This window comes from Pseudomonas sp. 7SR1, from assembly GCF_900156465.1.
Taxonomy (GTDB): domain Bacteria; phylum Pseudomonadota; class Gammaproteobacteria; order Pseudomonadales; family Pseudomonadaceae; genus Aquipseudomonas.
The window spans coordinates 1,166,814-1,189,164 of sequence record NZ_LT707064.1 but is presented as its reverse complement, the minus strand read 5'-3'; the positions used below and the strand labels follow the sequence as shown (position 1 = coordinate 1,189,164).

General features: G+C 61.9%; 24 protein-coding genes. 11 read left to right on the top strand and 13 right to left on the bottom strand.

Annotated elements, in window-relative coordinates:
* Positions 1 to 88 precede the first annotated feature (88 nt).
* From BW992_RS05425 to panM, 4 genes are all read right to left on the bottom strand, one after another.
* Positions 89 to 361: an oxidative damage protection protein gene (locus BW992_RS05425; protein ID WP_053147893.1), complete on the bottom strand. Its 273-nt coding sequence runs from the start codon at positions 359 to 361 to the stop codon at positions 89 to 91.
* Positions 358 to 1,425 (bottom strand): A/G-specific adenine glycosylase, encoded by a 1,068-nt coding sequence (gene mutY, locus BW992_RS05420; protein ID WP_072397910.1) that lies wholly within the window; start codon positions 1,423 to 1,425, stop codon positions 358 to 360. The genes BW992_RS05425 and mutY overlap by 4 nt, the downstream gene beginning before the upstream one ends.
* Positions 1,422 to 3,647 (bottom strand): AsmA family protein, encoded by a 2,226-nt coding sequence (locus BW992_RS05415; protein WP_072431687.1) that lies wholly within the window; start codon positions 3,645 to 3,647, stop codon positions 1,422 to 1,424. The genes mutY and BW992_RS05415 overlap by 4 nt, the downstream gene beginning before the upstream one ends.
* Positions 3,648 to 3,857: 210 nt before the next feature.
* Complete coding sequence (gene panM / locus BW992_RS05410) at positions 3,858 to 4,256, bottom strand: aspartate 1-decarboxylase autocleavage activator PanM (protein ID WP_072459104.1); 399 nt, start codon at positions 4,254 to 4,256, stop codon at positions 3,858 to 3,860.
* 261 nt (positions 4,257 to 4,517) lie between these two features.
* Between panM and BW992_RS05405 the strand changes: the two genes are divergently transcribed.
* From BW992_RS05405 to BW992_RS05375, 7 genes are all read left to right on the top strand, one after another.
* Complete coding sequence (locus BW992_RS05405; RefSeq protein WP_072397913.1) at positions 4,518 to 6,179, top strand: OFA family MFS transporter; 1,662 nt, start codon at positions 4,518 to 4,520, stop codon at positions 6,177 to 6,179.
* A gap of 290 nt (positions 6,180 to 6,469) precedes the next feature.
* Entirely contained in the window at positions 6,470 to 7,063 is a 594-nt protein-coding gene (hisB, locus tag BW992_RS05400) for an imidazoleglycerol-phosphate dehydratase HisB (RefSeq protein ID WP_003186751.1), read from the top strand.
* Positions 7,063 to 7,701 (top strand): imidazole glycerol phosphate synthase subunit HisH, encoded by a 639-nt coding sequence (gene hisH / locus BW992_RS05395; protein WP_072397914.1) that lies wholly within the window; start codon positions 7,063 to 7,065, stop codon positions 7,699 to 7,701. Before hisB ends, hisH begins: the two co-directional genes overlap by 1 nt.
* Complete coding sequence (locus BW992_RS05390; protein WP_072397915.1) at positions 7,701 to 7,955, top strand: DUF2164 domain-containing protein; 255 nt, start codon at positions 7,701 to 7,703, stop codon at positions 7,953 to 7,955. Before hisH ends, BW992_RS05390 begins: the two co-directional genes overlap by 1 nt.
* 42 nt (positions 7,956 to 7,997) lie before the next feature.
* Positions 7,998 to 8,735, top strand: coding sequence for a 1-(5-phosphoribosyl)-5-[(5-phosphoribosylamino)methylideneamino]imidazole-4-carboxamide isomerase (gene hisA, locus BW992_RS05385; protein ID WP_072397916.1), 738 nt, complete (start codon positions 7,998 to 8,000; stop codon positions 8,733 to 8,735).
* A 9-nt stretch (positions 8,736 to 8,744) separates the two neighbouring features.
* Complete coding sequence (gene hisF / locus BW992_RS05380) at positions 8,745 to 9,515, top strand: imidazole glycerol phosphate synthase subunit HisF (RefSeq protein ID WP_014336099.1); 771 nt, start codon at positions 8,745 to 8,747, stop codon at positions 9,513 to 9,515.
* Positions 9,516 to 9,578: 63 nt separating this feature from the next.
* The gene (locus BW992_RS05375; RefSeq protein WP_072459103.1) at positions 9,579 to 10,325 is read left to right on the top strand and encodes a substrate-binding periplasmic protein; all 747 of its coding nucleotides are present in this window, start codon (positions 9,579 to 9,581) and stop codon (positions 10,323 to 10,325) included.
* 72 nt (positions 10,326 to 10,397) lie between these two features.
* Here BW992_RS05375 and BW992_RS05370 read toward each other — a convergent pair whose 3' ends face one another.
* The 4 genes from BW992_RS05370 to gpmI all read right to left on the bottom strand — a co-directional run bounded on the left by BW992_RS05370 (position 10,398) and on the right by gpmI (position 15,565).
* Positions 10,398 to 11,180 (bottom strand): divergent polysaccharide deacetylase family protein, encoded by a 783-nt coding sequence (locus BW992_RS05370; RefSeq protein WP_076405728.1) that lies wholly within the window; start codon positions 11,178 to 11,180, stop codon positions 10,398 to 10,400.
* Between the two features lies 1 nt (position 11,181).
* Complete coding sequence (locus BW992_RS05365) at positions 11,182 to 12,498, bottom strand: S41 family peptidase (protein WP_072397919.1); 1,317 nt, start codon at positions 12,496 to 12,498, stop codon at positions 11,182 to 11,184.
* A gap of 32 nt (positions 12,499 to 12,530) precedes the next feature.
* Positions 12,531 to 13,817, bottom strand: coding sequence for a murein hydrolase activator EnvC family protein (locus tag BW992_RS05360; RefSeq protein WP_072397920.1), 1,287 nt, complete (start codon positions 13,815 to 13,817; stop codon positions 12,531 to 12,533).
* Between the two features lie 218 nt (positions 13,818 to 14,035).
* Positions 14,036 to 15,565: a 2,3-bisphosphoglycerate-independent phosphoglycerate mutase gene (gene gpmI, locus BW992_RS05355; protein ID WP_072431682.1), complete on the bottom strand. Its 1,530-nt coding sequence runs from the start codon at positions 15,563 to 15,565 to the stop codon at positions 14,036 to 14,038.
* A gap of 151 nt (positions 15,566 to 15,716) precedes the next feature.
* Here gpmI and BW992_RS05350 point away from each other — a divergent pair, with 151 nt between their 5' ends.
* Genes BW992_RS05350 through secB form a run of 3 tightly spaced genes read left to right on the top strand, consistent with a single transcriptional unit; the run spans position 15,717 to position 16,907 of the window.
* Complete coding sequence (locus BW992_RS05350; RefSeq protein ID WP_072397922.1) at positions 15,717 to 16,130, top strand: rhodanese-like domain-containing protein; 414 nt, start codon at positions 15,717 to 15,719, stop codon at positions 16,128 to 16,130.
* A gap of 1 nt (position 16,131) precedes the next feature.
* Positions 16,132 to 16,386 (top strand): glutaredoxin 3, encoded by a 255-nt coding sequence (gene grxC / locus BW992_RS05345; RefSeq protein WP_072397923.1) that lies wholly within the window; start codon positions 16,132 to 16,134, stop codon positions 16,384 to 16,386.
* Positions 16,387 to 16,424: 38 nt separating this feature from the next.
* A complete protein-coding gene (gene secB, locus BW992_RS05340; RefSeq protein ID WP_072397924.1) occupies positions 16,425 to 16,907 on the top strand; it encodes a protein-export chaperone SecB in 483 nt (160 codons plus the stop codon).
* A 103-nt stretch (positions 16,908 to 17,010) separates the two neighbouring features.
* On the opposite strand, the gene trmL is transcribed toward secB, so the two are convergent.
* Complete coding sequence (trmL, locus tag BW992_RS05335) at positions 17,011 to 17,466, bottom strand: tRNA (uridine(34)/cytosine(34)/5-carboxymethylaminomethyluridine(34)-2'-O)-methyltransferase TrmL (protein ID WP_072431681.1); 456 nt, start codon at positions 17,464 to 17,466, stop codon at positions 17,011 to 17,013.
* Between trmL and BW992_RS05330 the strand changes: the two genes are divergently transcribed.
* Entirely contained in the window at positions 17,465 to 17,902 is a 438-nt protein-coding gene (locus tag BW992_RS05330; protein ID WP_072397926.1) for a hypothetical protein, read from the top strand. The genes trmL and BW992_RS05330 overlap by 2 nt on opposite strands.
* A gap of 518 nt (positions 17,903 to 18,420) precedes the next feature.
* Here the strand turns inward: BW992_RS05330 and ntrC are convergent.
* The 4 genes from ntrC to BW992_RS05310 form a co-directional block, all read right to left on the bottom strand.
* Positions 18,421 to 19,857 (bottom strand): nitrogen regulation protein NR(I), encoded by a 1,437-nt coding sequence (ntrC, locus tag BW992_RS05325; RefSeq protein WP_072397927.1) that lies wholly within the window; start codon positions 19,855 to 19,857, stop codon positions 18,421 to 18,423.
* Positions 19,854 to 20,939, bottom strand: coding sequence for a nitrogen regulation protein NR(II) (gene glnL / locus BW992_RS05320; protein ID WP_072397928.1), 1,086 nt, complete (start codon positions 20,937 to 20,939; stop codon positions 19,854 to 19,856). Before glnL ends, ntrC begins: the two co-directional genes overlap by 4 nt.
* 231 nt (positions 20,940 to 21,170) lie before the next feature.
* Complete coding sequence (locus BW992_RS05315; protein WP_076405726.1) at positions 21,171 to 21,791, bottom strand: DUF4124 domain-containing protein; 621 nt, start codon at positions 21,789 to 21,791, stop codon at positions 21,171 to 21,173.
* On the bottom strand, positions 21,788 to 22,306 hold the full coding sequence (locus BW992_RS05310; protein ID WP_076405724.1) for a DUF4124 domain-containing protein: 519 nt from the start codon (positions 22,304 to 22,306) through the stop codon (positions 21,788 to 21,790). The genes BW992_RS05315 and BW992_RS05310 overlap by 4 nt, the downstream gene beginning before the upstream one ends.
* Between the last annotated feature and the right edge of the window lie 45 nt (positions 22,307 to 22,351).

Here is a 22,351-nt window from a genome sequence, read left to right as displayed (position 1 = left end):
AACGGGTTTTTCAGGAGGGCGTCAAGCACGTTATCAAAAAATATTTAATTATTACCGTCGCTTACGATTCGCCCCCGGGGTAAGCAGCTTATTCGGAAGGCGGTACGTAGCCCTCAGCCTTGGCGTATTCTTCGCCGGAAAAGAACTTGTCCATTTCGCCCTGGATATATTTGCGATCCTCGGCGTTCATCATGTTCAGGCGTTTTTCGTTGATCAGCAGGGTCTGGTGTTTCTGCCAGTCTGCCCAGGCCTTGGCCGAGACGTTGTCGTAGATGTCCTGGCCCTTGGCGCCAGGGAACGGAGCGCGCTCCAGGGCGGGCAGCTCTTCTTTGTATTTGCGGCACATGATGGTGCGGGTCATGACGACTCTCCTGCATTCAAGACGACGGCCGCGCGTTCGAGCAAGGTTTTGACCGGGGCGGCAAGGCCCAGGCGCGGCGGGGTGGCGAGGTTATACCAGAGCCAGTCGGCCTCGGCCACGTGATGGCCGGTTTCCTGGACCCAGACCAGCCAGGGTTCGATTGCCAACTGGAAATGGCTGAAGGTGTGCACCAGGCCGGGCATTTCCTGTTGCCTGCCCAGTTCCAGCGAGTGTTGCAGGGCCAGATGCTGCAGGTCGTCGAGGTCATCGAGTTCCGGCAGGCTCCACAGGCCGCCCCACAGGCCGGTGGAGGGACGACGATAAAGCAGGATCGCGCCCTCACGGTTGGCCAGCATCGGCATCAAGGTACGTTTCCTGGGTACTTCCTTGCGTGGCTTGGGGATCGGATAGCGGGTCTCCAGGCCCAGCATATGGGCTTGGCAACCGGTCTTCAGCGGGCAGAGCAGGCAACTGGGCTTGCTGCGGGTGCAGAGCGTGGCGCCCAGGTCCATCATTGCCTGGGTATAGGCATTGACCCGGTCCTGGGGGGTGAAGCGCTCCGCGGTGGCCCACAGTTGCTTTGCGACCTTGGGTTCGCCCGGATAGCCTTCCTGGGCGGTAAAGCGTGCCAGCACCCGCTTGACGTTACCGTCGAGGATCGGTGCCCGCAGGCCCATGCTGATGCTGGCGATGGCACCGGCGGTAGACAGGCCGATCCCCGGCAGCTCGGTGAGTTTCTCCACGTCCCGGGGGAATTCGCCGCCGTATTGTTCGACCACGATCTTTGCGGTTTTCTGCAGATTGCGAGCACGGGTGTAGTAGCCCAACCCGGTCCACAGGTGCAGCACTTCATCCTCAGGCGCGGCGGCCAGGGCTTCGACGGTAGGCAGCGAGGCCATGAACCGGTCGAAGTAGTTGAGCACGGTGCTTACCTGGGTCTGTTGCAACATGATCTCCGAAACCCACACCCGGTACGGCGTGATGTCCTGTTGCCAAGGCAGGTCGTGACGCCCGTGGCGGTCGAACCAGTCCAGCACCGCGGTGGAAAACTGCTCGGCTCTCATCGCTTGAACAGCCCCTTCAGCGCATCTTTCAGCTCGGGGCTGACCTTGTCGCCCAGCTTCTCGTCGATCTTGTCACCGAGGCGGTCGCCGGCCAGTTTTGCCGCGACCTTGCCCAGGCCGTCGTTATCCAGGCGGCAGGCTTTGGCGCCGAGCTCCAGGGGACCGCGGCAGCGCAGCGGCCATTCGACATCGACGTAGCGTTCGTTGACCTGGCAGGCCGGGTCGGGCATGTCGCTCTTGTCGCCTTCGACGATGACGCCGACGCGGTAATCCATGCCCAGCACCCGCAGGTCGATATCGCCATTGCCGTTTACGGTCATGCCCGGTACACGGACTTTCAGGTCGGGGTTGCTGGCCACGCCGTTGCGCAGGGTGAGATTGCCGTTGAGCTGCTGGAACGGTGTGTCCTTGCCCCGGGGTTCGCCACTGAGGTTCTTGCGGTTGAGCAGGGCGATGCCTTTGCACAGCTGCTGTTCGAGGTTGGCATTGAGCAGCACGCCATCGTTGATGACGAAACCGGCGGTGCCGTTGAGGCTTTCGATCAGGGCCTTCTGGCTGTTGCCGCTGGCGGTCACGGCGCTGTTGAGCGTCACCAGCCCCTTGACTGGCGGAGTCTTGCCCTGGCTCTCGATGATTTTTTCCGCCGGCACCCGGTTGATCCGGGTTTGCAGGTTCAATTGCGGCGTGGGCTGGCGCACATCCAGGGTGCCCTTGGCTTCGAAGTTGCCGTTGTACAGGTCGCCCCGCAGGTTCTCCAGGGTCAGCAGGCCATTCTGGCCGGTGGCCTTGAGGGCAGCATTCTCGATCGGCAGTCTGTCGAGGATCAGTTGGCCGAAGGTCAGGTCGGCATCGATGTCCAGTTTGCTCAGGCGTTCCACCGGGAACAGTCGCTCGTTACTCCAGGCTCCCTGGGTTGGCGAGCTTGGCAGTGGCGTGCTGCCGGCGCCTGCCATGGCGCTGGTCTCGGTGTCGCTGACTTCGGCTTCGCGGGCGGCCTTGGCGCTGTTGCTCTCGGCGGATTTCGGGGGTAGGTAGCGGTCGACGTTGAATTTGTCGGCCTTGAGCTGCGCACGGAGGGATTGCTTTGCGAAATCTTCCACGGCGATACGGCCACTGAAGCTGCTGTCGTCGACTTTCAGGTTGATGTCGTTGAATTCGACGCTGGTCGGCGTGCCGGCGATGCGGCTGGCCAGCTCGACCTTGGTCAGGCTGCCCTCGGCCATGGTCGGTAGTTTCTGGCCGATGCTGTCGACAAAGTTCGCCAGGTCGAACTGGGCAATCGAAATTCCGCCGTTCAGTTGCGGGGTCTTGTCGAGGTCGTTGACCTTCAGTTCGCCCAAGGCGCGCAGCTGGTTCAGGGAGAGCTTGATGCCGGTCCATTCGGCCACGTTGGCGGCCCTGTCCAGGAACAACTGTCCCTGTGCGTTGAAGTTAAGGGTCTTGCCCTGCAACGGATCCCCCGTGACTTCGCCGGACAACTTCAGGTCTTCGAACTTGTAGCGCTGCAAGGCGCGCTCGAAGCGCAGTTCGCCGGTGACTTCGGTGCGCACGCGCACGGCCGGCTGGTTGCTGGACAGGAACGCGGTCAGCGTGACCGGGATATTGGTGGAGTCGTGGACCGGGCCGGTGCTCAACTGGATGCTCTCGGCACTGAATTGCTTGCCGGTCTGCTCGTCGGTGTATTGAACCCTGGCGTTGTTCACCGTCAGGCTGTCGATGTCCAGCCGGGTCGGCTGCGCCGGTTTTTCCGGCGGGGCGCTGGTGGACGGAGCGGGTGGCTCGGCTGGCGCCGGAGTTCCGGCCGTCGTCGTCGAGGCGGGCGCCTTGCCGATGTCTTCCCAGTTGCCGTGGCCGTTCTTGTCACGGTTGAGTCGCAGGTTCAGGCCTTCGACCCGCACGTCGCTCATCTGCACCTCCTTGCGCAGCAGCGGGATCACGCGTACCGAAAGGCCGAGCATCTGCAGGTCGGCGAAAGGTTGTGTCGGGTTGGCCAGCGTGGCGACACTGGCATCGTGCAATTCCAGACCCAGCCATGGAAACAGGCTCCAGCCGATGTCGCCATTGAGCGTGAGCTCAATGTGGGCTTTGTCGCGGGCAATCTGGCGGATCTCTTCCTTGTAGTCGTTGGGATCGAAGAGGTGGGTCAGGGCAAAGCCCAAGGCCACAATGATCAGCAACAGCCCGAGAAGTACCAGACCCAGGATTTTGCCGAACGCTTTCATGGGCGAGTCCTTGTAGGTTGAGTTCAAAATTTAGCCTGGGAGTATAACGCTGTGGGTTTGTATTGGGCTTTAGGCTCTGTACGAAAAGCCTTGATACCCGTTCATGCAGCGTTGAAAACTGCCTCGCAACGTTCGTGTGTTCCAGTGCGCTGCGCTTGCTCGGCTGTTTTCGCCTTGCCTTCGTCCCAAGGCTCTTCTTGCAGAGCCTGGTCAGTACTCATCCAGCGCCAGTTTCAATCTGGCGGCGAGGGCTTGGGCTATGGGATGCCCGCCAGGGGCCCGCAGCCGCAGCTGGGCACCGTTCTGCAGGGCCATTCTCTGCGCCTCGCTCACCAGTCGTTCCGCGACGCCACGACGTCGGGTAACGTTCCGTACGCACATCTGGGACAAGTCCCAAGCGTCCTGGTGCCGTTGCAGGCGCGCGGCCCCCAGCAGTCGATCATTGAAACGTGCCGCGATCAATGAGCCATCTTCCAGGCAATCCTCTATCAGCCGGGCGGCATCGCCGAAGGGTTCCATCAGCCAGGCGGGGGCGTCCCGATAGATTTTTTCCAGGTCCTGCCGGTCCTGGCGGGTGGCTGCGTTCAGGTGCTCGACGACGATAGGCATGAAAATCCCTGAAAAAATAAATCATTAGCACCCTACAGAAAACCGCCGAAGGCGCGATAAGACGGATGACGTGAAAAAGGTGATATCACTTTGGTTTTTCTGTCACGAGCAAATGGTAATCTTTACCCGTTCGCCTGCCTTTCTGCGACCTGATGTCGCACCACTATGGAGCTTCACCGTAAAATACGGCCGTGCCTGCGTGCAATAAGGCCGAGGGTGAAGTGTGGCTGGCGAGCCATTCTAACAACTGGGGGATACACAATGAGCACGAGCATCACGGCGGACGGCATTGCCGACCAGCCTGCATTCCTCTCCAAGGAACGCATTATCGCCAAGCCCGGTTTCAACCGGTGGCTGGTTCCTCCGGCCGCACTGGCCATTCACCTCTGCATCGGCATGGCCTACGGCTTCTCGGTGTTCTGGTTGCCACTGTCCAAGGCCCTGGGTATCACCAAACCGGTCGCCTGCGCGCCGGACATGAGCTTCATCTCGCAAGTCTTTTCGTCCCAATGCGACTGGCCGATCTCGATGCTCGGCTGGATCTACACCCTGTTCTTCATCTTCCTGGGTTGCTCGGCAGCCATCTGGGGCGGCTGGCTGGAACATGCCGGGCCACGCAAGGCCGGTGTCGTGTCGGCATTGTGCTGGTGCGGTGGCCTGCTGATCTCCGCGCTGGGTATCTATACCCACCAGATCTGGCTGATGTGGGTCGGTTCCGGCGTGATCGGCGGTATCGGCCTTGGCCTGGGCTACATTTCCCCGGTCTCGACCCTGATCAAGTGGTTCCCGGACAAGCGTGGCATGGCGACCGGCATGGCGATCATGGGCTTCGGTGGCGGCGCGATGGTGGGTGCTCCGCTGGCCGCTGCGCTGATGAACCACTTTGCTTCGCCGACAGACGTGGGCGTATGGCAGAGCTTCCTGGTCATGGCTGCGATCTACTTCGTGTTCATGATCGGTGGTGCCTTGTCGTACCGCGTTCCGCCGACCGGCTGGAAACCTGAAGGCTGGACCCCGGCACCGAAGAAAGCCGCGAACGCGATGATCACCCATCGTCACGTTCACGTGAATGTGGCCTGGAAAACCCCGCAATTCCGTCTGGTCTGGCTGGTACTGTGCCTGAACGTATCCGCCGGTATCGGCATCCTGGGCATGGCTTCGCCACTGTTGCAGGAAGTGTTCGGCGGCAAGCTGCTCGGCAACGACCTGCCGTTCGGTCAACTGGACGCCGCACAACTGGGCCAGATCGCGGCCATCGCGGCCGGTTTCACCGGTCTGTTGAGCCTGTTCAACATCGGCGGCCGGTTCTTCTGGGCATCCTTCTCGGATTACCTGGGTCGTAAAAACACCTATTTCGTGTTCTTCGCCCTGGGCTTTGCACTGTACGCGCTGATCCCGAACCTGGGTCACCTGGGCAGCGTCGCGCTGTTCGTGGCGGCGTTCTGCATCATCCTGTCGATGTACGGCGGCGGTTTCGCCACCGTGCCGGCCTACCTGGCGGACCTGTTCGGTACGCAAATGGTCGGCGCGATCCACGGTCGCCTGCTGACCGCCTGGGCTGCGGCGGGCGTGCTGGGTCCGGTGCTGGTGAACTACCTGCGTGAATATCAACTGAGCATCGGCGTTGAACGTGCCGCGGCCTATGACATCACCTTGTACATCCTCGCCGGCCTGCTGGTGCTGGGCTTCCTGTGCAACCTGATGGTCCGCCCGGTCGCCGACAAGTACTTCATGACCGACGCCGAGCTGGCCGCCGAACAGGCGCTGGGCCATGACAAAGGTGCCGACAGCACCACGTCGCTGGAATGGAAGGCCGCGCCGGGCACCAAGCCCCTGGCGATCGCCGCCTGGCTGGTGGTGGGCATTCCGTTGGCGTGGGGTGTGTGGGTGACCCTGCAGAAGACGGCGGTGCTGTTCCGCTAAGCGACAATGCAGGTAGGCCCGAATCCATCGGAGACGGGCCTACCCTGTGGGAGCGAGCCTGCTCGCGATGAGGGTGTGTCAGTCGATATCATGGTCGGCTGACACACCGCTATCGCGAGCAAGCTCGCTCCCACAGTCGTTTTGGGTGATGGCAAAGGCTTGTATGGACATGTCTATCACCGACAGCCCGGGATTCAGCCCGTCAGCGATATCACCTCCCGTGTTTCTGTTTGCCGCTCGCGCCCCTATAATGGCTGCCTTTTTCGCCCAATGATTTTGCGGAGCTGGTGATGGCCGAACGTAAGGCGTCTGTCGAGCGCGACACTCTGGAAACCCAGATCAAAGCCTCGATCAACCTGGATGGCACCGGTAAGGCCCGGTTTGATATCGGCGTGCCGTTTCTTGAGCACATGCTGGACCAGATCGCCCGTCATGGGCTGATCGACCTGGACATCGTCAGCAAGGGCGACCTGCATATCGACGACCACCACACCGTGGAGGATGTCGGGATCACCCTGGGCCAGGCCTTTACCAAGGCCATTGGCGACAAGAAGGGTATTCGTCGCTACGGCCACGCCTACGTGCCGCTCGATGAGGCGCTGTCGCGGGTGGTCATCGATTTCTCCGGCCGCCCGGGCCTGCAGATGCACGTGCCGTACACCCGTGCCACCGTGGGTGGTTTCGACGTTGACCTGTTCCAGGAATTCTTCCAGGGCTTCGTCAATCACGCCAACGTGACCTTGCACATCGACAACCTGCGCGGGCACAACACCCACCACCAGATCGAAACCGTGTTCAAGGCTTTCGGCCGCGCCCTGCGCATGGCCGTGGAGCTCGATGACCGCATGGCCGGGCAGATGCCCTCCACCAAAGGCGTCCTGTAATGCAGACGGTCGCGGTTATCGACTACGGTATGGGCAACCTGCACTCGGTGGCCAAGGCTCTCGAGCACGTGGGGGCCGGCAAGGTGCTGATCACCAGCGATGCGGATGTGATTCGTGAAGCCGACCGGGTGGTATTCCCCGGTGTCGGTGCAATCCGCGATTGCATGGCCGAGATCCGTCGCCTGGGCTTCGACTCGCTGGTCCAGGAAGTCAGCCAGGATCGTCCGTTCCTGGGAATCTGCGTCGGCATGCAGGCCTTGCTCGAACACAGCGAAGAGAACACCGGCGTCGATTGCATCGGTATGTTCCCGGGCCAGGTGAAGTTTTTCGGCAAGGACCTGCATGAGGACGGCGAGCACCTGAAAGTCCCGCACATGGGCTGGAACGAAGTGAAGCAGACGGTGGACCACCCGCTTTGGCACAACATTCCGGACCTGGCGCGTTTCTACTTCGTGCACAGCTACTACATCGCGGCCGGCAATGCGCGGCAGGTGGTGGGCAGCGGCCATTATGGCGTCGACTTCGCCGCCGCCCTGGCCGACGGCTCGCGCTTCGCCGTGCAGTTCCACCCCGAGAAGAGCCACACCCATGGGCTGCAGTTGCTGCAGAATTTCGCGGCGTGGGACGGCCGCTGGTAATGGCGCGCAAGAAACCGCCGATCCTGACCCTCACGCCCGAGCAGGAGAGTGAGGCCAACCGCAAGATCCAGCGGTTCATGGAGGATCGTTTCGAACTCGAGCTGGGTTCGTTCGAAGCGGCGGAAATTCTTGACCTGTTTACCCGCGAAATTGCTCCGCACTATTACAACAGGGCGATTTTCGATGTGCAGACGCACCTTAAAGAAAGGTTCGAAAGCATTGAAAGCGACTTGTGGGCGCTCGAGAAAAACTGATTTCCGAGCCAAGCTGAACATTCGAATCTGAAGGTTTGCCAGATGCTGATTATCCCCGCTATCGATCTCAAGGACGGCGCTTGCGTACGTCTGCGCCAGGGCCGCATGGAAGACTCCACGGTGTTCTCCGATGACCCGGTGAGCATGGCCGCCAAGTGGGTGGAAGGCGGCTGCCGTCGCCTGCATCTGGTCGACCTCAATGGCGCCTTCGAAGGGCAGCCGGTCAATGGCGAGGTGGTCACGGCCATTGCCAGGCGCTACCCGAACCTGCCGATCCAGATCGGCGGCGGCATTCGCTCGCTGGAAACCATCGAGCACTACGTCAAGGCTGGCGTGAGCTACGTGATCATCGGCACCAAGGCGGTGAAGGAGCCTGAATTCGTTGCCCAAGCCTGCCGCGCGTTCCCGGGCAAGGTCATTGTTGGCCTCGACGCCAAGGACGGTTTTGTCGCCACTGACGGCTGGGCTGAAGTCAGCACCGTGCAGGTGATCGACCTGGCCAGGCGTTTCGAAGCCGACGGCGTGTCTGCCATCGTCTACACCGACATCGCCAAGGACGGCATGATGCAGGGCTGCAATGTCCCGTTCACCGCCGCCCTGGCTGCCGCCACCACGATTCCGGTGATCGCCTCCGGTGGCATCCACAACCTGGGTGACATCAAGACACTGCTCGACGCCAAGGCGCCGGGCATCATCGGTGCGATCACCGGTCGCGCAATCTACGAAGGCACCCTGGACGTCGCCGAAGCCCAGGCTTTCTGCGATTCCTACAAAGGCTGAGGACTCACCATGGCGCTGGCCAAACGCATCATCCCTTGCCTGGACGTGGACAACGGCCGGGTGGTCAAGGGTGTGAAGTTCGAGAACATCCGTGACGCCGGCGACCCGGTGGAAATCGCCCGTCGCTACGACGAACAGGGTGCGGACGAGATCACCTTCCTCGATATCACGGCCAGCGTCGACGGCCGCGATACCACCCTGCATACCGTCGAGCGCATGGCCAGCCAGGTGTTCATCCCGCTGACCGTGGGCGGTGGTGTGCGCACCGTGCAGGACATCCGCAACCTGCTCAATGCCGGCGCGGACAAGGTGTCCATCAACACTGCGGCGGTGTTCAACCCCGAGTTCGTCGGCGAGGCGGCCCAGCACTTCGGCTCGCAATGCATTGTCGTGGCCATTGATGCCAAGAAAGTCTCCGGCCCGGGTGAAACGCCGCGTTGGGAAATCTTCACCCATGGCGGTCGCAAACCTACCGGGCTCGATGCCGTGGAGTGGGCGAAGAAAATGGAAGGCCTGGGTGCCGGCGAGATCCTGCTGACCAGCATGGACCAGGACGGCATGAAGAACGGTTTCGACCTGGGGGTCACCCGTGCCATCAGCGATGCCCTGGGCATCCCGGTCATTGCTTCCGGCGGTGTCGGCAACCTGCAGCATCTGGCCGACGGCATCCTCGAAGGTCATGCCAGCGCGGTGCTGGCGGCGAGCATTTTCCATTTTGGTGAATACACCGTGCCGGAAGCCAAGGCCTACATGGCCCATCGCGGCATCTGCGTTCGCTGACCGCTGGACACCATGGCGGGCCCGAGGCACTCTTGGGCACACCATGGATTGCGGTAGCCCGACATGTTCAAACGCTTCGTCCTTGCCTTTGCCGGTGCCACGTTGCTACTCACAGGCAGCGTCCGCGCCGCCGATTCGACGCTGGTGCTGCTGACGGAAAATTTCCCTCCGTACAACATGGCCAGGAACGGCAAGAACTTCGCACAGGACGAAAACATCCATGGTATCGCCGTGGACATCGTTCGCGAGGTCTTCAAGCGTGCCGATATCGCCTACAGCCTGACGCTGCGTTTCCCTTGGGAGCGGATCTACAAGCTCGCCCTGGAAAAGCCAGGTTACGGTGTGTTCGTCATGGCCCGGCTACCGGAGCGCGAGAAGCTCTTCAAGTGGGTCGGCCCCATCGGTCCGGACGACTGGATCATGCTCGCCAAGGCCGATAGCCGGATCACCCTCGACTCCCTGGAGCAGGCGCGCAAATACAGGATCGGCGCCTATAAGGGCGACGCGATTGCCGAGACACTGGCCAAGCAGGGGTTGAATCCGATTGTCGTACTGCGCGATCAGGACAACGCCAGGAAACTGGTCAACGGCCAGATCGACCTGTGGGCCACTGGTGATCCGGCCGGGCGTTACCTGGCGCGCCAGGAGGGCGTGAGCGATCTCAAGACCGTGCTGCGCTTCAACAGCGCCGAGTTGTACCTGGCGTTGAACAAGGAAGTGCCCGACGATGTGGTGGCCCGGCTTCAAGCCGCCCTGGATGAGCTGCGCAAGGAGGGCGAGGTGGACGCGATCATGGCGCGGTATCTCTGACCGCTGGAGCAGGCCTGCGAGAGCGAGCTTGCTCGCGATGAAGGCGATGCGGTTGGGGATAGAGCCCAGCCGCTACCGATAAACCCCATCCTTCCCATGCCCGGCCATCGCCCGATTGCTGCGCAGGCTGATCATCGACTTGATGTCGATCCATTCGATGCCCTGGGCCTTGAGCTTGGGTAGCTCGCGTTCGAGTACCGCCAGGGTCTGCGGATAGGGGTGGCCGATCATCACGGCCGAACCCTGTCGGCGGGCCAGGTCGATGGCGATCTGGAACTGATGGGCGATGGCCGCTTCGGTGCGTTCGTCATCCAGGAATACATCCCGTGACACACTGGCGAGCCCGATCTTCTGCGCCTCGGCGGCGGCGACCGTGCGGGCGCTGGTGCGGCTGTCGACGAAGAACTTGTTACGTTGCTGCAGGTTCGCCATCAGCCAGGCCATGGCCTGGGGTTGAGCCGTCATGCGGCTGCCCATGTGGTTGTTGATTCCGCTGGTGTAGGGCACGGCGGCGAACGCCGCATCGAGGCGCTTGCCCAGCTCTTCGGTGGGTAGCTCGGGATGCCAGGCGAACGGGCCGGTGGCCGGGTCCATGGGCATGTGCAGCATGACGATCTTGCCGGCGCGATGGGCTTCGCGCGCAAATTCGGCGGCATGGGGTGTATCGGGCATGACTGCGGCGGTGACCGGGCCGGGCAGGGCGAGGACGCGACGATCCCGGGGCAGGTTCTGTCCCAGGTCGTCGATGATCAGGCTCAGGTACGCCTTGTGCGGGACGGCGGGTGGCGTGGCGGGCGCCCCATGGGCGGTCCCCGCCAACAGGCACAACAGGGCGAGGACGAAGCGCAGGCTCATCTCAACGGCCGGAAGTGATGTTCAACCCCTTGAGCAGGCTCAGGGCCTGGGCCAGCTGATAGTCGTCATCCTGCGGCATCGGCTTGGCCTTGGCACCGGAGCCGGTCGGCTTGTCGGCACCGCCGTTGCCATTGCCCAGGTGACCTTGCAGGTCGGCTTCCTTGAAGTACTCGCTGTCCTGCTCGCTGGTGATCTTGGCCTTGCGCACCTCGATATCCGGGACGATGCCCTGGGCCTGGATCGAGCGCCCATTGGGCGTGAAGTACAATGCGGTGGTGATCTTCAGGGCGCGGTCATTGTTCAGTGGCAATACGGTCTGCACCGAGCCCTTGCCGAAGCTGGTGGTGCCCATGACGACGCCGCGCTTCTGGTCCTGCAGGGCGCCGGCGACGATTTCCGAAGCCGAAGCGCTGCCGCCATTGATCAGCACCACCAGCGGCACGGCTTCGCTCAGGTCGTTGCCAGTGGCCGAGAAGCGCAGCTCGGAGTTGGCGATACGGCCCTTGGTGTAGACGATCAGGCCCTTGGTGATGAAGTGGTCGACCACTTCCACCGCCGACTGCAGTACGCCCCCAGGGTTGTTGCGCAGGTCCAGGACCATGCCGTTGAGTTTCTTGCCGTTGTCCTTGCGCAACTTGGCCAGGGCCTTGGCGACTTCTTCACCGGTCTTGACCTGGAACTGGGTAATGCGGATGTAGCCATAACCCGATTCCAGCAGTTGGCTCTTCACGCTTTTGACCTGGATGACTGCCCGGGTCAGGGTGACATCGAATGGCGTACCACCGTCGCGAACCAGGGTCAGGGTGATCTTCTGGCCGATCTTGCCGCGCATCTTGTCCACGGCTTCGGTCATGCTCTGGCCGCGCGTCGGCTGGCCGTTGATCTTGACGATGAAGTCACCGGCCTGGATGCCGGCCTTGGAAGCCGGGGTATCGTCGATGGGCGAAACCACCTTGATGAAACCGTCTTCGCTGCCGACCTCGATGCCCAAACCGCCGAACTCGCCGCTGGTGCTTTCCTGCAGCTCGGCAAAGTCCTCCGGCCCCAGGTAGGCGGAATGTGGATCGAGGTTGCTGAGCATGCCCTTGATGGCATTCTCCAGCAGCATCTTGTCATCCACCGGCTCGACATAGGCGGCCTTGATCCGGTCCATGACTTCGGCAAAGGTGCGCAGTTCATCCAGCGGCAACGGGGCCTTGGTGGTGGCGGCCGTGGCGGCGGTGGACGACGGGGCCGGTTCGGCGGCGAACGCCAGGGGCGCACCGATCACGAGGGCGATCGTCAGGGCCAGCGAGGTAAGGCGGGACAAGTGCAGCATGTCGAACGAACTCCTTAATTGGATGGGCACGCTTATCCTTGCGCACGACACCATTGGGCCGGGTCACTGGGGCGACCCTGCTGACGAATAGCGAAATACAGTGCCGGCGTATCCTGCCCACCACTGTTGCCGACCGTGGAAATGGACTCGCCGGCTTTTACCACATCGCCGGCGCTCTTGAGCAGCGTCTGGTTGTGGCCATACAGGCTCAGGTACCCATTGCCGTGATCCAGGATCACCAGCAGGCCGGCACCGCGCAGCCAATCGGCGAACACCACGCGTCCACCGTGGACGGCGTGTACCTGGCTGCCGGCGGAGGCGCTGATCATCACCCCGTCCCACTTGGTACGGGTGTCGTCACCGCGGGTTTCACCAAAGCGTGCAAGCAATCGACCATTGACCGGCCATGGAAGTTTGCCCCGGGCGGAAGCAAAAGCACCGCCGAAGGTTTCACCATCGCTGGAAACCAGTGCGCCAGGGCTTGGCCTGGCCGGTTTGCGTGGCTCATCGCTATTGTCGGCCTGGGCTTCACGCAAACGCTTTTTTTCGGCTTCCTGCTGGGCGATCAGCGCTTTCTGGCGCGCTTCTTCCGCCTCCCGAGCCTGGCGGGCCAGGGTTTCCTCGATGGTCTTCAAGACCTTGGCCAGTTCTGCCTGGTCCGCCTCGCGAGCCTTGAGCTTGCTGTCGCGGGCCTTTACGTCGTCGTTGAGCTTGGCCAGGACTGCCTGGCGTTCCTTGCGAACCTTGTCGAGCTCTTCGCGCTGGGTGTCGAGGCTGCTTTTCTGCACCAGCAACTGGGCCTGCTGCAGTTCGATGTCCTTTTCGACATTGGCCAGTTGGCGCAGGGTCTCGTTGAAGCTCTTGAGTTGCTCCAGGCGCGCCTGGCTCAGGTAGTCGTAATAGGTGAGGGTGCGGGCGAATTTCTCGGGATTCTGCTGGTTGAGCAGCAGCTTGAGGTACTCCTGACGGCCGTTCTGATAAGCCGCCCGGGCCTGGATGGCGATCAGCTTCTGCTGTTCAGTGCGCGCGCTCTGGAGTTTTTTTTTCTCTCCATCGAGTCGCTGCAGCTCGGATTCGCTTTTCTTCAGCTCTTTCTGCAGGGCCTCGACCTGCTTCTCCAGCTTGCCCATTTCCGTTTCAGTGCCGCGCAGGTCTTTCTGCACGCTGGATTTTTCTTCCTGCAACTTGCCCAGCAGCTTTTTCAGCTCGGCGATGTCCTGACGCGTTGCCTCCAACTGTTGTTGGGTTTGCGCGCGTTCATCGGCGAAAGCCGGTTGGAGCAGGCAGGTCAGAGCGAGGGCTATCAGGACGCGAAGCATAGGGGCGGAAGGCACCAGGGAAAGGGACGGCCTAGTATGCCCGCCCCACGCTGCAAAAAAAACGCCCATTTGGGGCTGTGTGATAACTGGCCTGCAAAAGACCAAGAGACCCTCTGTGGGAGCGAGCCTGCTCGCGATGAGGCCATAACGTCCGACATAAATGTTGACTGTTACATCGCCATCGCGAGCAGGCTCGCTCCCACATGGATGTGGATCGATCAGACCAGGATCGAAGTCCCGGTCATCTCTGCCGGTTTTTCCATGCCCAACAGCATCAGCATGGTCGGCGCCACGTCAGCCAGTACGCCACCCTCGCGGACCTTGAAGTCGCGCTTGCCGACATAGATGAACGGCACCGGCTCGGTGGTGTGGGCGGTGTGGGCCTGACCGGTGGATTCGTCGGACATCTGCTCGACGTTACCGTGGTCGGCCGTGATCAGCGCTTCGCCGCCGACCTTTTCCAGGGCATCTACGATGCGACCGACACAGGTGTCCAGGCACTCCACGGCCTTGACCGCCGCCTCGAAGACGCCGCTGTGGCCGACCATGTCGCCGTTGGCGTAGTTGACCACGATCACGTCGTAGCGCTGGTTTTCAATGGCGTCGACGATGCGGTCGGTCACCTCCGGAGCGCTCATCTCCGGTTGCAGGTCGTAGGTGGCGACTTTCGGCGACGGGATCAGGATGCGCTCTTCGCCCGGGAAGGGTTCTTCGCGGCCGCCGGAGAAAAAGAACGTCACGTGGGCGTATTTCTCGGTTTCGGCGATGCGCAGCTGAGTCTTGCCGTTTTTCGCCAGGTAATCGCCCAGCACGTTTTCCAGGCTGCCGGCGGCGAATGCCGACGGTGCGGGAATGCTGGCGGCGTATTGGGTCAGCATCACGAAGCCGGCCAGTTTCGGCTGGCGGGGGCGTTCGAATTCCTTGAAGTCGTCCTCGACGAATACGCGGGTCAGCTCACGGGCCCGGTCAGCGCGGAAGTTCATGAAGACCACGGCGTCGCCGTCTTCGACCCTGACCGGTTCGCCGATCACGGTGGCCTTGACGAATTCGTCGCTTTCACCGCGCTCATAGGCGGCCTGCAGGCCTTGCTGGGCGGTGGCGGCGCTGAATTGGGCATTGCCATCGACGATCAGGTTATAGGCCTGGGCCACGCGATCCCAACGGTTGTCGCGATCCATGGCGTAGTAGCGGCCGACGATACTGGCGATGCGGCCCTTGCCGAGGGTCTGGAAGGTGTTGTCCAGCAGCTCGATCGACGAGGCGGCGCTTTTCGGCGGGGTGTCGCGGCCATCGAGGAACGCGTGCAGGTAAATGTGCTGGGCACCGCGCCGGGAGGCCAGTTCGGCCATGGCAATCAGGTGGTCCTGGTGGCTGTGTACGCCACCGTCGGACAGCAGGCCCATGAAATGCACGGCCTTGCCGGCTGCCACGGCTTTGTCCACGGCGGCGCAGATGGTCGGGTTCTCGAAGAACTCGCCGTCGCGGATCGCTTTGGTCACCCGGGTGAAGTCCTGGTACACCACGCGGCCGGCGCCAAGGTTCATGTGGCCCACCTCGGAGTTGCCCATCTGCCCGTCCGGCAGGCCGACGTCCATGCCGCTACCGGAGATCAGGCCGTTCGGCACGGTGGCCCACAGACGGTCCAGCACAGGCTTTCTGGCCGCATAAACGGCGTTGGATTCGTGGCTGTCACTGTGACCGAAGCCGTCGAGAATCATCAGGACCAAAGGTTTAGGCGTGGTAGTCATGGAATCCACTCGTGGCTGTTGAAAGAAGACGATGCAAAAGGGACGGGCAGTTTAAAGGTAAGTTCCGATGGCGTCACCGCCGGGCGGGGTTTGGCGGGCCTTGAGTGCTGTGTATACTGGCCGACATTTTAACGCCCTGGAACCTCCTTCGATGGTTGCTCACCTGATTCAATTTGCCACTAACCACTACATTCTTGTCGGCATCTTCGTCGTACTGCTGGCGTTGCTGATCGCTCATACGATGCAGGGCGGCGGCCGCAGCCTGAGCACCGGCGAGCTGACCGCGCTGGTCAACAAGGATGCGGGCGTGGTGGTGGATATCCGTCCGGGCAAGGAGTTTGCCGCCGGTCACATTGTCGGCGCGCTGAACATTCCCCACGACAAACTGACCACGCGTATCAGCGAGCTGGAAAAGCACAAGGCCAAGACCATCATCCTGGTCGACGCAATGGGCCAGACGGCCGGCACCCACGCTCGCGAACTGATGAAATCCGGCTTCACCGCCGCCAAGCTGTCCGGTGGCGTGGCGAGCTGGAAAGCCGACAACCTGCCCCTGGTGAAGTGAGATGACCCACGTCGTTGTCTATTCCAGCGATTACTGCCCCTATTGCTCCAGAGCCAAGTTCCTGCTCCAGAACAAAGGCGTGGCTTTCGAAGAGATCAAGGTCGACGGCAAGCCGCAACTGCGCGCCGAAATGACCCAGAAGGCCGGACGTACCTCCGTGCCGCAGATCTGGATCGGCAATACCCACGTGGGCGGTTGTGACGATCTGTACGCCCTGGAGCGCGCCGGCAAGCTCGACGCGATGCTCAAGGCCTGAATTCCCTACTAAGCACCTGAAAGTGAGAAGGATCTGCGATGACTGACCAACAGAACACAGCTGCCAGCGAAGAAGAAGCCGCACCGCAATTCTCCTTGCAGCGCATTTATGTACGCGACCTGTCCTTCGAAGCCCCGAAAAGCCCGGCAATCTTTCGCCAGCAGTGGGAGCCAAGCGTAGGCCTGGACTTGAACACCCGCCAGAAAGCCCTGGAAGAAGACTTCCACGAGGTGGTGCTGACCTTGTCGGTGACCGTCAAGAACGGCGAAGAAGTGGCGTTCATCGCTGAAGTGCAGCAGGCCGGCATCTTCCTGATCAAGAACCTGGATGCCGCTTCGATGAGCCATACCCTGGGTGCCTTCTGCCCGAACATCCTGTTCCCTTACGCTCGCGAAGCCCTGGACAGCCTGGTGACCCGTGGTTCGTTCCCGGCCCTGATGCTGGCCCCGGTGAACTTCGATGCCCTGTACGCGCAGGAATTGCAGCGCATGCAGCAGGAAGGCGACGCGACCGTTCAGTAAGCGTCCACAGCCAGGCAAAACTGTGGGAGCGAGCTTGCTCGCGATGGCACCGCCATCGCGAGCAAGCTCGCTCCCACAGGTGTTTCTGGCTGACAGAAAGGGATCAGGCGAACCCGTTCTGCCGCCATGCCTCATAAACCGCCACCGCCACGGTGTTGGACAGGTTCAGGCTGCGGCAGCCTTCGCGCATCGGCAGGCGCAGGCGTTGCTCCGCCGTCAGGGCATCCAGCACGTCGGCCGGCAGGCCACGGCTTTCCGGGCCGAACAGAAATGCATCGCCCGGGACGAAACTGGCGTCGTGGAACGGCCGCGAGCCCTTGGTGGTGAAGGCAAAGAGACGTGGCTTTCCCAGGCTTTCCAGACAACTGGCCAGGTCGGCATGACGCTGCAAGGTGGCATACTCGTGGTAGTCCAGGCCGGCGCGCCGCAGGCGTTTGTCGTCCATCTCGAAGCCCAGCGGTTCGATCAAATGCAGGTGGCAGCCACTGTTGGCGCACAGCCTGATGACGTTGCCGGTATTGGGCGGAATTTCCGGTTGAAAAAGGATGACGTGAAACATGCACGGCTCCGCAGATAAAGATGAGCGGCATTCTACGCCGCAAACCGACCGACGTTCGAAGCTAATGCCTCGGGTCATGACCTCGTTGGCGATTTTTGGCCTGATGGTTGGCTTGATGATCGGCCGCCTGACCAATCCGGAGCCCAGTGAGCTGCAGCAGGTCGAGATCATCGATGGGGCGCTGGTGGCCTGGTTCAACAACGAGCCCAAGCTGCACGGGGAAATTGTCGACGGCTCGGTGGCGTTGCTGTTCGATGCCCAAGGCCGGGCGCAGAAAGGGCAGTTGAAGCTCAACGGCAAGGACGTGAACTGGCGGGTGCGTTTGAGCGACAAGGGGTTGCTGCTGACGGTGGTGGCGGCGCGTCCGTTGCGCGCCCAGTGGGCCGGCAGCGAGGTCGATGACCGCTGGCGGCTGGAGGTCCGTCTCCAGGAATAAAAGAGGAATCCCCAGCCTGCCTGTACCAAGGACCCCAAAACGGGAGGGCTGCGATCGTGCGCGACCCCGGTGTAAAGAAGGGAAACCTTGACCTGCCTGTATCAAGGCCCCCAAAACGGTGGGCTCTCTGAGCCCGGATAAAATGGGGAATCCCCGGCCTGCCTGTACCAAGGTCCCCGAAACTGGGTGTTGCTTGAGTTATTGCAGGGGGCGTGCCAGTTTTAAATGGCTTGTCACAAAAAACCTGCTGAAGCCGCTCAAAGCCCCGGATTACGGGGCTTTTGCTTCCGTGTGGGCTGTTCTTCCGGAATCGAATCGGGTGATTCGGGCTGGCGCAGCGTGCGCACTTGCGGTTCATGGTGCATTGGTGCGGTGCATGGTGCCTTCAAGAGCATCGCGAGCAGGCTCGCCCCCACAAGGTCCGGTGGTGTTCACGAGCTCGCGAACACTGGAAATCCATCGTGGAGGCGAGGCTGCTCGCGATTAATCCTTGCGATCAGCCAATAGCAAGGCTTCGATCAGCCTTCTTCGCCGTCATCATCGTCCCCGCCATCCACTTTCATCCCCAATTCCTTGATCTTGCGAGTCAAGGTATTGCGGCCCCAGCCCAGGAGCACGGCGGCGTCGCGGCGGCGGCCAGCCGTATGCTTGAGGGCGGTTTCGATCATGATGCGCTCGAAGCTCGGCACGGCGCTGTCCAGCAGGCTCGACTGGCCACGGGTCAAGGCCTGGTCGGCCCATTGGCGCAGTGCCTGTTCCCAGTTGGTCACCGGTGCCGAGTCCTGTGGCAGGCTCAACAGTTCCGGTGGCAGGTCACCGATGTGCACTTCGCGCCCCGAGGCCATCACTGTGATCCAGCGGCAGGTGTTCTCCAACTGGCGAACGTTGCCAGGCCATGGCAGGTTCTTGAGGTATTCCTCGGTCTCGTTTTTCAGCAGCTTGGGTTCCACAGCCAGTTCCTGGGCCGCGCGGCTGAGGAAGTGCCTGGCCAGGGTCGGGATGTCTTCGCGACGATCCGCCAGGCGTGGAATGTGGATGCGAATCACGTTCAGGCGGTGGAACAGGTCTTCACGGAATTTTCCGGCGTGGACCAGGGTTTCCAGGTTCTGGTGGGTCGCGGCGATGATGCGCACATCCACCTTGACCGGCGTATGGCCGCCCACCCGATAGAATTCGCCGTCCGCCAGTACCCGCAGCAGGCGGGTCTGGGTGTCGGCCGGCATGTCGCCGATCTCGTCGAGGAACAGCGTGCCGCCGTCGGCTTGCTCGAAGCGCCCGCGACGAAGGTTCGCCGCGCCGGTGAATGCGCCTTTCTCATGACCGAACAGTTCGGACTCCATCAGGTCCTTGGGAATCGCCGCCATGTTCAGTGCGATGAACGGCGAGGCCGCCCGCGGGCTGTGGCGATGCAGGGCGTGGGCCACCAGTTCCTTACCGGTGCCCGATTCGCCATTGATCAGCACGGTGATGTTGGAATGGCTCAGGCGTCCGATGGCGCGGAAGACCTCCTGCATCGCCGGCGCTTCGCCGATGATTTCCGGCGTGCGGGCCAGGGCCGGTACTTCTTCCAGGCCCTGTTGTTCCTGGGCGTGCTGGTTGGCGCGCTTGACCAGCGAAACGGCCTCATCGACGTCGAACGGCTTGGGCAGGTATTCGAAGGCACCACCCTGGTAGGAGGCCACCGCGCTGTCCAGGTCCGAATGGGCGGTCATGATGATCACCGGCAGTCGCGGGTGCTGTTCGCGAATGCGGGCCAGCAGGTCCAGGCCACTGGCGCCGGGCATGCGGATGTCGGAGATGATGACGTCCGGCTGCTGACGGGCCAGGCGGCTCATCACCCCATCGGCGCTGTCGAAGCTCTGGGTGGTCATGCCTTCCTGTTGCAAGGCTTTTTCCAGGACCCAGCGGATAGAACGGTCGTCATCGACGATCCACACGGTTTCACTACGGCTCATGTCGATGTGGCTCCTTGTTCCAGTGGCAGGAAGATCGAAAAGGTGGTGTGGCCGGGATGGCTCTCACACTCGATCAGGCCCTGATGCTGACTGATGATGTTCTGGGTAATGGCCAGGCCCAGCCCGGTACCGTCCGGGCGGCCGCTGACCATGGGAAAGAAGATGGTTTCCTGCAGCTCGGCGGGGATGCCCGGGCCGTTGTCGATGATTTCGATCTTGGTCACCAGGCGATGGCGCACATGGCCGATGGTGAACTGGCGCATGGCTCGGGTACGCAGGCTGATGCGGCCCAGGCGCAGCTCGTTCTGGCTGCTGATGGCCTGCATTGCATTGCGCACGATATTCAGCACGGCCTGGATCATTTGTTCGCGGTCGATCAGGACATCGGGAATGCTTGGGTCATAGTCGCGCACCAGTGTGATGCAGCCTTGGCTTTCGGCTTCCACCAGGCTGCCGACGCGCTCCAGCACTTCGTGGACGTTGCACATCGCCAGGGAGGGCAGCTTGTTGGAACCGAGCATGCGATCGACAAGGTTTCGCAGGCGGTCGGCTTCCTCGATGATGACGTTGGTGTAGTCCTTGAGGCTTTCGTCCGGCAGTTCCCGGGACAGCAACTGGGCTGCGCCGCGAATCCCGCCGAGCGGATTCTTGATTTCATGGGCCAGGCCACGCACCAGCATCTTGCTGGTTTCCTGCTTGGACAGCTGGGCTTCTTCCTTGGTGATACGCAACAGGCGATCACGGGGATGGACTTCCAGCAGCAACAAGGTCGCGCCGTTGTTCAGGATCGGCGTCACCGCGTAGTCCACGGTCAGTGTCTGTCCAGTCAATGCGGTGAGCATCGCTTCGCGCTTGGTGAACGGGTGAGCCTGTTCCACGGCCTGGCGCAGGGAATTGAGCGCCTCGGCGGATTCGGTGAACAGCTCGCTGATGAACTGCCCATGGCTGCGCTGGCCGCTGACAGCCAGGAGCATCTCCGCCGCCGGATTCATGTACTCGAGGCGCAGTTCGGCATCGAGCAGGATGGTCGCGGTGGTGAGATTGTCGAGTAGCAAGCGGTGTAAGGCGTCGCTAATGGTCATCAGGACCTCTTTTGAAGCGTAGCAAGCACGCGAATGACGCGCCGGTAACGGGAAAATGCAAAAAACAAACCAAGGCTCCGAAAAGAAGCGTTTAGAGCCTGAAACGGCTTTTTTGCGCCCGATTGCGTGGCGTTCTGCCAGTTTTTCCGGGTACTTTCGAACCAAAATGGGTGGGAGCCTGGGTAAAGGTGCAACGTATTGCACCAATATAGTGCGCAAGCCTTGGCAATGTTAGAAAAACGGCAGGATGCTGATTTCTTCCTTGGGCTTGTCGGCGAGGGGGCATTCGGGGCGCTGGCCATAGTCGGCCTTGGCGCAGGGTTTGATTCGACGTTTCTGCGCCAGGGACGTGCGCTGCATATGGAAGGGCTGGTTGGCGGTGCGTTCGACGATACGATCCTGCTCATCGAGGATTTCCACCGCCAGGTGATGAGTGCCTCGATCGATGTTGCTCAACGCGAACACCGGACTTGGCCCGGGTTCGCCAGTGGGTTGGCCGTCGAGCAGAAGGCGATAGCGGTGACCCTTTTTCAGTCCCGGCTCGCTTGTAGCCGTGACGATCAACTCTCCGGCGGTGCTGCGGATGGTGGCATCCGGTTCGGGAATCAGCAGGCGCAGCATCTCGTAGTGAAACAGCGGCTTTGGCGGCTCTTGCGACACCGCCGCCGGCGCCGTGCTGGAGGGTGGGGGTGGCATCCGGTTGCCGTGAGGCAGCTGGACCTTCTTCGCGTTGCCGGGTCGCGGCTGATCGGTGAAGACCCGATTCCCTTGCGCATCGATATAGGTGTAGACCTGCGCGAGCCCAGGCAGGGTGACCAGGGCGAGGCCTGCGGCGAGCGCCCAGCGGATCATGGCAGGTGCACCCGTTGTACCGTGAAGGTGACGGTGTCGCTCTGTTGCACGAGGCGCTCCCCGTCGATGACCTGGACCGCCAGGCTGTGCTCGCCTCGGTCGATATTCACCAGTTGCAGGCGCGGTACGTTCGTTGGCTGGCCGTAGGGCTGGCCGTCCAGCAGCAACCGGAACAGATGAGGGCTTTGCAGGCGCGGTCGGGTCCGGACGCCCACGGTGAAGGTGCCGTTGTTGGCACGCAGGGCTTCTTCGGTGGGGATGTCGGTCAGCTCCAGCACTTCGTAGGCCTGGCCAGGTTCCTCCCGCTCTGGGACGGGTGTCGGTGTGTCCGGGCTGGCGGGCGGCTGGCGTTCGATACTGTTGAGCGGCGCCAGCTCCACCGTCTGGGCCGGAATGCCTTGGGGCGGCTGGTTGCTGTAGGCGGTGTTGCCATTGGCATCGGTGTACTTGTAGATCTGTGCGGCGGCAGGCAACGCCAACAGCAAGAACAGGATGATTGAAAAACCACGCCCCATAAGATCGACCGAAAACTGAAAGTATTGAGTTGCAGCATAGGTCAG